The 9,826-nt window shown below is 31.0% G+C and carries 7 protein-coding genes; all 7 read left to right on the top strand.

Going from position 1 to position 9,826, the window contains the following annotated elements:
- Positions 1 to 307 precede the first annotated feature (307 nt).
- The 7 genes from H8718_RS18915 (at position 308) to H8718_RS18885 (ending at position 9,690) form a co-directional block, all read left to right on the top strand.
- On the top strand, positions 308 to 1,264 hold the full coding sequence (locus H8718_RS18915) for an ABC transporter permease (RefSeq protein ID WP_249334536.1): 957 nt from the start codon (positions 308 to 310) through the stop codon (positions 1,262 to 1,264).
- A gap of 17 nt (positions 1,265 to 1,281) precedes the next feature.
- Positions 1,282 to 2,205, top strand: coding sequence for a carbohydrate ABC transporter permease (locus H8718_RS18910; protein ID WP_249334534.1), 924 nt, complete (start codon positions 1,282 to 1,284; stop codon positions 2,203 to 2,205).
- Positions 2,206 to 2,258: 53 nt separating this feature from the next.
- The gene (locus H8718_RS18905) at positions 2,259 to 3,911 is read left to right on the top strand and encodes a type 2 periplasmic-binding domain-containing protein (RefSeq protein ID WP_249334532.1); all 1,653 of its coding nucleotides are present in this window, start codon (positions 2,259 to 2,261) and stop codon (positions 3,909 to 3,911) included.
- 576 nt (positions 3,912 to 4,487) lie between these two features.
- Positions 4,488 to 5,459 (top strand): ABC transporter permease, encoded by a 972-nt coding sequence (locus H8718_RS18900; protein ID WP_249334530.1) that lies wholly within the window; start codon positions 4,488 to 4,490, stop codon positions 5,457 to 5,459.
- Positions 5,460 to 5,470: 11 nt separating this feature from the next.
- The gene (locus tag H8718_RS18895) at positions 5,471 to 6,379 is read left to right on the top strand and encodes a carbohydrate ABC transporter permease (protein ID WP_249334528.1); all 909 of its coding nucleotides are present in this window, start codon (positions 5,471 to 5,473) and stop codon (positions 6,377 to 6,379) included.
- A 31-nt stretch (positions 6,380 to 6,410) separates the two neighbouring features.
- On the top strand, positions 6,411 to 7,979 hold the full coding sequence (locus H8718_RS18890) for an extracellular solute-binding protein (RefSeq protein WP_249334526.1): 1,569 nt from the start codon (positions 6,411 to 6,413) through the stop codon (positions 7,977 to 7,979).
- 118 nt (positions 7,980 to 8,097) lie between these two features.
- Positions 8,098 to 9,690 (top strand): hypothetical protein, encoded by a 1,593-nt coding sequence (locus H8718_RS18885; RefSeq protein WP_249334525.1) that lies wholly within the window; start codon positions 8,098 to 8,100, stop codon positions 9,688 to 9,690.
- The last annotated feature ends 136 nt before the right edge of the window (positions 9,691 to 9,826 follow it).

Below are 9,826 nucleotides of genomic sequence, written 5' to 3'. Positions count from 1 at the left end.
TCATGGAACAATAGGGTATAAAACACCTATTGCTTACGAAAAAGAATACTACAAACAGAAGAAAGCTAGTTAACTAGAAAATCTCCGTTTGTAGTGTCTAATTTCTTGACATAGTATCATTTAGTAATAGTGCACATGAAAATAATTTTTTTTTATTTAATTTAATTATTGAAAATTGTTTATAATTTATTGATAATATATTTATGAATATTTTAAAAAGTACAAGTAGTGCACATTTTATAGAAAGGATAATAAAAGAGAATAAAGCAAACGTATCATCTATTATGAGTAGAAAGGACGTAAAATAATGAAAGAAATAGAAATAACGAAAGAGATTAATGCAAAAAATAATAAAACACTTATAAGTCAAATGAAAAAGTATTATCCATTTTACTTATTTTTAATTCCTGCACTTGTTATAGTTATTTTATTTAGCTATGTTCCTATGTATGGCATTATTATAGCATTTAAGGATTTTAAAATGGCTAGGGGTATTTTAGGAAGTGAGTGGGTTGGACTTGCACATTTTCAAAAGATTTTTTCAGACCCAAATTTTTATAGGGTTTTATTCAATACAATAAAATTAAGTGTACTTTCCTTAGTTACTTCATTTCCTGTAACAATTATATTTGCATTGCTTGTTAATGAACTTATGAATATGAAATTTAAACGAGTCGTTCAAACAATTACTTATCTCCCACATTTTTTATCTTGGGTTGTAGTTGGTGGATTTGTGTATCAATTATTATCTCCATCAAATGGTCTTATAAATTCAATTTTAGTATCATTAGGTGTTATCGATAAGTCTATTTATTTTATGGTTGAACAAGATATGTTTACACCTATTTTCTTGATTACAAATCTTTGGAAATCAACAGGATATAGTATTGTTATTTATTTAGCGGCTATTGCTGGTATAGATCAGGGGCTGTATGAAGCAGCGATTATAGACGGTGCCAATCGTTTTCAGAGGGTTCTATATGTTACTTTACCAGCATTAGCGCCTACTATTTGTACTTTACTTATTTTAAATATTAGTTCACTTATGAGTGTTGGTTTTGACCCTATCTTTAACCTATACAATCCAGCGACTTATCCAACGGCAGATGTTATTGCTACATATGTTTATCGTAAAGGTATGGTAGAGGCTCAATATGATTTAACAACTGCTATAGGATTATTCCAAAATGTTGTTGGAGTTATTTTGATCTTATTTAGTAATTGGTTAGCAAGAAAAGCTAATCCTGATTACCGTATTATATAGTAAGGGAGAGATAAAAGATGTTAAAAAAAGAAGGCCAACAAGGGCAAATGCTACATATTAAAAAATCAATAAGTGGAACTATATTTGATTTTTGCAATATACTCTTTATGATCCTATTTTGTATTACAATTTTAATTCCATTTTGGGATATGATTGTTCGTTCTTTCTCAAGACCAACAGATATTTCATATATGAGCGTCAATTGGCTACCTAAAGTATGGACATTAGATGCTTATAAATTCTGTTTTCAAGACAGTGAATTTATAAAAGCTTTTTTTGTTTCTGTAAGTAGAGCTGTTACAGGAACAGCACTTCATGTAATAATATGTTGTTTAACAGCTTATACACTTACTCGAACAGATATGCCATTTCGTAAATTAATCACAACAATCTTTTTAATTCCTATGTTTTTTTCTGGTGGTATGATTCCATCATATCTTAATATCAAAAATTTAGGCCTTTTAGATAACTTTTTAGTATACATTCTTCCAAGTGGATTTAGTATCTTTAATACTATTATCATTAGAAACTATTTCTTTTCTATTGATAGTGCTATGGAAGAAGCAGCAAGTATTGATGGGGCAAGTCAGTTTCAAATTTTTGCCCGAATTATTATGCCTTTATCAAAGCCAGTTTTGGCAACAGTTGCTTTATGGCAAATGGTTGGGCAGTGGAACTCTTGGTTTGATAATATGATTTATTGTCGTAAAAATGATAATCTCTTAACCTTACAGTATCTCTTAAGACGTATGATGGAGACTTTACAAAGAACACCCGATACACCTTATGAGGTTCAGGCCATGGTAGATGCTACAAATATGAATCCAGATACAGTTAAGGCAGCAACAACAATTTTAGTTATATTACCGATAATAATGGTTTATCCTTTCTTACAAAAGTATTTTGTTAAAGGGATTATGCTTGGAGGCGTAAAAGGATAAGCGATTTTTATAAAATACGTTTAGTATAAATCAATAGGGGGCGAAGAAAAGGTATGAAAGCATCTCGTTTAGTAGCAGGATTGTTAGTAGGTATGATGATGATAAGTACAGTTGGTTGTAGCAAGGCACCAGAAAGTGGAGGAGATAGTAAAAGCGCAGGGCAAACTTCCTCGTCAGGAAGTGATGTGGAACCAGACCCTAATAAAAGATATGACATTTCATACTATGGTATGTGGTGTGATGAATATGAACCAGGGTGCTATGTAGAACAAGTTATTTCAGATGCATTAAATATAAATATTGAAGTGCCTAAGCTAGGAAATGATGAAGCAATTAACCTTGCACTTGCTTCTGGCGATATGCCAGATTGTGGCTGGTTTGGTAAAAGTCCAGAGTATATGCAAGATCAAGAATTGACCCGTACCATTCCTGTAGAAATGGTTAAAAAGTATGCACCGAACTTCATTAAAATTTATGAAGAAAATCCAGTACTTTATGCAGCAACATTAAATGCAGAAGACAATACTCAATTTGATTATTTAACAGGTATTACATTACAGTTTGTTGACTACTATCTACCTAATGATTATTATCGTTACGATTGGATTTTAGATTTGGGCATAGATTTAGGCGTAAATGTTGAACAGATTAGTGAAAATATTTATGTTGCAGATGATGGTATTACAGTAGATAAGTTCAAAGAAATTATGGAGAAGTTTGTACATAACGACCCAGATGGAAATGGTAAGGCAGATACAGTAGGGGTTAATGCACCTAGTTTAACACAAGGGCCATTCTTCTCAGCTTTTGGGTTTAGAGGTGGCGTTAACAATGTTGATGGTAAGGCAGTACAATGGTATGCAACACCAGGTTATAAAGAATACCTTAAATTCTTTGCACAGATGTATGCAGAAGGTTTAGTGGATCCGGAAATTATTACTGAAAACCGTAACATTTCTTGGGAACGTGTCAATAAAAACGAGGCAGGGTACTGGATTACATCAACAAACTCTCTTAACTCATGGGCTGTTGAGCGTCCTCCACTAAGTTTAATTAGAAATAATCCTGATGTTAAAATCTTAATGACTCCAGGAATTAAGCCAGAAGGTGGAGAAGTTCAAGCAAGTGTAGCATCTTCTCCAGGATATGGGAATTTCTATGTTAATGCTAATGTAGATGATGAGAAGTTAGCTAAGATTTTACAATTTGTAGATTACTGCTTATTTGGTGAAACAAGAGCATCTCACTTCTTTGGTGAAGAGGGAGTTGACTGGAAATGGGAAGGAGATATGCCTGTGAAAATTAATCAACTTCCTTCTGGTGAAAAAGGAACTTGGTCTTTCTCACAATTCGGTCAAGATGCAGAAGTGACAAAATGGACTTCTTATGAGCCAATGTTTGAAGCTGGACTAAAATATTGGGCAAAAGAAGCTAATGGGTCATGGATGAAATTCCAGCATCCAAACTACAAAGAAGACATCAGAAGAGAAACAAATTATGCAGAGTTAAATGCTGAGTATTCAGGTGAAATCAGTGCCTATATCTCTACATATCGCACAGAATGTATACTTGGCAAAAAAGATGTTGATGATACCTGGGATGCTTATCTGGCTGAACTTGATCGTTTAGGTTACAATGAGATGATGGCGGAGCTTGATAAGCTTGAGCCACTTGAGGATATTATTGCAGAGTATTCAACAAAATAATAGGATAAGTCTTGAAAAGGACTTGATGTTTATTAGTAGATTTCTTGATATAGTACTAAGTAAATAATTGAATAAAAAAGAGACTCTGGGGCTTTAGAATGCACATATAAAGCCTTCACAGGGTCTCTTTTTTATTTAATAGTTTGTCAAGTTAAGTGCACCATTTATTAAGTGCTCTTAAAAAAATCTCATTAGGTATTCTATATCCTAAATATTTAGGAGTTCTATTATTGATTTTAGCCACTATTATATTTAATTCATATTGGGTTATTTCATTAAAATTAAATTGCTTAGGATAAAACTTCTGCTTTGTTAGGATGAATAAGGATAGGCCATATTAGTTCATCATTAAAAAAAACTAGGATTATTGCAGACTTTAAGAAGATGAAAGGAAATTATGAAATAATACTATGAAAAGTATTCAATTTTTTATAAAATAGTATATTTTTTAATATTTTACATAGCTAGAAGGTTAAAATAAAAAAATGTATATTAAAAATGGATTTACTTTAATATAGAATTGTTAATAAGTAACAAAGATAGCATGCTAATTAAATTTTTAAGAGGAGGTTAAAAATGAAGGGGGAAGTAAAAGAGTCTTTAACAATTGAAGGAATAAATGGCGAAGTAGTTATACATCAAAAAGAAAGTATAGTCAAAAGGCTACTTAAAACATGGCAACTCTATGTTTTTATATTACCAGCAGTCATTTATTTCATTATCTTTTGCTATGGACCTATGTATGGTGTTCAACTTGCTTTCAAGGACTATAATCCTGTTGCTGGAATTATGGGAAGTGAATGGATTGGTTTTGATAACTTTGTACGTTTTTTTAAATCTTATCAGTTTAAACAGCTTTTAGAAAATACGTTAATTTTAAGCTTATATCAACTTATAGCAGGCTTTCCAATTCCTATTATCTTAGCTATTTTATTAAATCAGCTAAGAGGTAGTAAATTTAAAAAATTAGTTCAGACAGTAACTTATGCCCCACACTTTATATCTATTGTTGTATTAGTAGGTATGCTTAATATTTTCTTATCACCTAGAGGTGGTGTAGTAAATCAAATTATACAACTATTTGGACAGGAACCTATTTTATTTTTAGGAAAAGAAGAATACTTTAGGCATATTTATGTATTATCGGGTGTATGGCAAAATATGGGATGGAATGCCATTATTTACTTAGCAGCATTATCTGGAGTAAGCCCTGAATTACATGAAGCAGCTATTATGGATGGAGCAAGTAAAATTAAACGTATTTTACATGTAGATTTACCAGCTATTTTACCGACAGTTATGATTATTTTAGTGATGAACTTTGGAAGTGTTATGAGTTTAGGTTTTGAAAAAGCTTATTTAATGCAGAATTCCCAGAATATCAGTAGTTCTGAAATTATAGCTACCTATGTCTATAAAATGGGTCTCTTGAATGCGCAGTATGGTTTTTCTACAGCGGTAGGCTTATTTAATTCAGTTATTAACTGTACATTATTAATAATAGTTAATAAAGTATCGAAAAAAATTAGTGATATAGGACTATGGTAGGGGGTGAAATGATGAGAGCTTTAATAAGTTCAGATTTCAGAAGGCAGAGCAAAGGGGATAAATTATTCGACATAATGAATTATATTATTTTATCAGTTATTTTACTTGTTGTGTTATATCCTTTAATTTTTATTGTAGTAGCATCTGTTAGCGAACCAGATGCAGTTGCTAGAGGAGAAGTGTGGTTACTTCCAGTAGGACTTAATATAGATGGATATAAAGAAGTACTAAAAAATACAGATATATGGCAAGGTTATGCAAATACGATTAAATATACAGTTACAGGAACTTTACTGAATGTATGTTTAACAATTCCAGCTGCGTATGCGTTATCACGTAAGGAATTAGTAGGTCGAAATCTATTAATGGGAATGATTACCTTTACCATGTTTTTTGGTGGTGGATTAATTCCAACTTATTTGTTGGTTAGTGGATTACATTTAAATAACACGATGTGGGCGCTAATAATACCGGGCGCTATAAGTGTTTATAATTTGATTATTAGTCGGAGTTACTTTGTAAGTAATATACCTGAAGAATTATTTGAAGCAGGGCAAATGGATGGATGTAGTTACTTTAAGTTTTTCTTTAGTGTGGTACTGCCGCTTGCTAAGCCTATACTAGGTGTTATAGTGCTTATGTATGCTGTAGGACATTGGAATTCATACTTTAATGCCTTGATTTATTTAAGGGATCGTCAGCTTTATCCTTTACAAGTTATATTAAGAGAAATTCTTATTCAACAAGAAGCATCTATGAGTATGGGAGGTAGTGCAGCAAGTGTAATGGAGCAGCAAAGAATAGCAGATATGCTTAAGTATGGGGTTATTATTGTATCTACATTACCAATTTTATGTGTATATCCATTTATACAAAAGTATTTTGTAAAAGGTATGATGATTGGTTCAGTCAAAGGTTGATAAAAGTCAAATATATAAGGGGGAATTTAAAATGAGGAAGCAACGTTTTTTAAAACAAGTATTTTATTTAGGTATGGCTACAGTAATAATAGCAGGTAGCGGAGTAGGTTGTAGTTCAGTAGGGGATCAAGGAAAAGAATCCATAAAACAAGAAGGACCACTGACATTACAGGCGGTAGCTGCGGTAGGTGCTTTAAGTGGGGACTTTAATCAGATGGATATTTTAAAGCGCATTTCTAGTGAGACTGGTGTTAATGTAGAATATGAATGTATTCCAGGTAATGTATGGAATGAGAAAAAGAATTTAATGTTAGCATCAAATGATTTGCCGGATTTATTTATTGGAGGGGGATTGTCGGATTCAGATATTAATAAATATGGTAAAGCGGGGATGCTCTTACCATTAGATGATTTAATTCAGTATGCGCCTAATGTAAGTGCAATGTTAGAAAAATATCCAGAGTTAAAGAAGGCTTTAACATCTCCTGATGGTAAAATTTACACTTTACCATTTTATGATGAATTTTTACCAGAAAATATACCAGATAATTTATTTATTAATAAAACTTGGTTAGATCAATTAGGCTTGGATGTACCTAAAACAACAGATGAATTTTATGAAGTGTTAAAGGCATTTAAGACTCAAGATCCAAATGGAAATGGAAAAAATGATGAAATTCCTTTCACATATCGTGCAAATCAGGTTTATACAGGGGATTATTCACTTTCAGGAGCATTTGGAACATTGGATGTACCAGGGCATATTATCTTAGAAGATGGTGAAGTCAAATTCTCTGCTATGGAGAATGGGTATAAAGAGGCTATTAAATGGTTCAGAAAACTTTATAGTGAAGGGTTAATAGATCAGGAAATTTTTACTCAGGATCAGAGTCAATATGTTTCTAAAGGTAAAAGTGAAGAAATGATTGTTGGTGCATTTATTATTTATGCAGATGAGAATTTTGTAGGAGCAGAACGTGCATATAATGACTATGTAGTTATGGAACCTTTAATTGGACCGAATGGTGACCAGAAATGGAATAGGTATAACTATAGCATGTATTTAGATAAATTTGCTATTACAAATGTAAATCCTGATCCAATAGCTACTATGAAATGGATAGATAAATTTTATGAAGAAGATATTTCTATACAAGTACATTGGGGTGAAGTAGGTAAAAGTCTACAAAAAGAAGGCGAAATGTATAAGATAGTAGAAGCTCCAGAGGGAATGTCTATTGATGAATATCGTTTTAAGACTGTACCTGCAGCTAATGCACCAGGGATTATGACTAGTGAAATGTATGAAAAAATAGACTTTGCAGTAGATAAGAAAAAGAAGATTGAAAGATATAATTTATATGATCCATATGCTAATAAAGAAGTTATGCCAGTTATAAGATTTACAGATGAGGAACTTAATGAATTATCAACTATATCAACAGATCTTAATAATTATGTTGAAGAAATGAAAGCAAAATGGATTACAGGTACAAGTGATATAGAAAAAGATTGGGAAGATTACAAATCACGACTTAAAGAAATGAATGTTGAACGATATGTACAAATTTATCAAGAGGGCTATGAAAGATATAAATAAGAAGTGTAGAAAAGGCATAGGTCTGGATAAGACTTATGCCTTTTAAAAATATAAAATTAAAAATAAAGAATATTATGATATAATTAAATTTATATTATAAATTTAGGAGGGAGATCATGTGGGGGAGCGGCCTAAATATAAAGATAGAGTAGTACTATATCGATATATTATCTCGTATATGTCCATATTAATTGTGCCTGTTATAATCTTAGTATTTAGTTTTAGGTATATGGGGTTTAAGGCACTAGAGAGAGAAGTTTTAAAAAAAGATATAACAACGCTTAAAGCTGCTACTTATAATTTGGAGAGAGTATTGGATACATGTAGAAGTATTACAATGCAAGTTACATATACATATAAACCATTTGAGCTCAATTTAGACATTACATCTGCTATGGAATTAATTCAGGCATTAGAAAAATATAATATTATCAATGATATTTACGAAGATATTTTTGTGATTTTTCATGAGGCAGAATATTCGTATAGCAGTACAAGTAGTATTAAAACAACAGATTTTTATAATAAGTATAGTCCCAATGATTTAAAGAGTGAAGCTTATAAAATCATGCTGCAAAACATTAAACAGCCTACCTTAATTCGAGATATTACAGATCAAGGTGAAGATTATACACTTTATACATTTCCTTATTTTTATCGTGGTGAATTAGTTGGTAATGTTATTTTTAAAATGAAGAATACTCATTTAAATGCCATATTAGGTGCAGAGTCTAAAGACATAAAACGTAAGGACTACTTAGTTACAAAACAAGAATTAGAGAGCTGCTATCAAGAAATTAATAAACAGTTTCAACTGGATATGGAAACGGAAGAAATAAAAAATGATATTAAGCAGTTATTAAAGAGCGATAATTTAATAGAGGATAAGACATATATTATCAAATCTATTCAAGGAAAAAGTTTATTTATAAGTTATATGCCAGAATTTAATATTGCCTATATGTCTGTTACATCAAACGATGAGATACTAAAAAGTTTAAGCATACTTAAAATAACCATGTTTAGTATTATGGGAATTATATTAGTTGTGGGAATGGGTTTTGTAATTTGGATAGCTAGAAATAATTATAGACCTATTCAGCAGCTTAAATATTTAACGAAACCTTATCGCATAAAGATTAATCAGAAAGATTATAAAGATGAAATAGATTTAATAAAAGAAACTATTGGGTATTTAAGTAAGCAAAATGAAAGATTAGAATATGAGTTTGAAAAAAATATTCCAATTAAACAAAACTTTTTACTTAATCAACTTATTAATGGAACGATAGGTGATAAGGAAGTATTTTATCAAGAATGTATGAATGTAGGGATAACATTAACAGCACCTTATCACAGTATATTACTTGTAAAAGAAGATAAAGAGATAGGTTCAGAATTAGAAGTTTTATCACGCATTCAAAAATGTATGAAAGATATAGTACAGATAAATTATGCTTATGTAATACAGATTTTAAAAAATAATATTTTTACTTTATTGATAGGAATAAGTGAGCAGCAAGATTTAAAGCAGTGTTTACTAAAAAAACAACGCTTGAAGATAGCTATTGGTACAATAGAATCCGATATATACTATATGCCTAATGCCTATATTCGGGCAAGATCTATTTTTGAATTAAGTGAGACAGAGCAACAAAATTTCGTAGCATGGGATCAAATAGAAGAGTACATTGGTGCGACACGTTGTTAATTGAAAAGATTAACCTTTGATGCTAGAATAAAAATTGGACACATAGAATGGAGATTTGAGTTATAATAGAAATAACTATAATGAACGAGGTGTCCTAAAACAATGGCTAAGAGATATGACAAAGAATTTAAACTTC

The sequence above is a fragment of the Zhenhengia yiwuensis genome (assembly GCF_014384995.1).
GTDB lineage: Bacteria > Bacillota > Clostridia > Lachnospirales > Cellulosilyticaceae > Zhenhengia > Zhenhengia yiwuensis.
This window is presented reverse-complemented; position numbering and strand designations above follow the sequence as displayed.

What these genes read in the sequence shown, in the direction of transcription:
- H8718_RS18915 (WP_249334536.1), top strand. Translation starts at nt 308, where the DNA reads ATGAAAGAAATAGAAATAACGAAAGAGATTAATGCAAAAAATAATAAA.
- H8718_RS18910 (WP_249334534.1), top strand. Translation starts at nt 1,282, where the DNA reads ATGTTAAAAAAAGAAGGCCAACAAGGGCAAATGCTACATATTAAAAAA.
- H8718_RS18905 (WP_249334532.1), top strand. Translation starts at nt 2,259, where the DNA reads ATGAAAGCATCTCGTTTAGTAGCAGGATTGTTAGTAGGTATGATGATG.
- H8718_RS18900 (WP_249334530.1), top strand. Translation starts at nt 4,488, where the DNA reads ATGAAGGGGGAAGTAAAAGAGTCTTTAACAATTGAAGGAATAAATGGC.
- H8718_RS18895 (WP_249334528.1), top strand. Translation starts at nt 5,471, where the DNA reads ATGAGAGCTTTAATAAGTTCAGATTTCAGAAGGCAGAGCAAAGGGGAT.
- H8718_RS18890 (WP_249334526.1), top strand. Translation starts at nt 6,411, where the DNA reads ATGAGGAAGCAACGTTTTTTAAAACAAGTATTTTATTTAGGTATGGCT.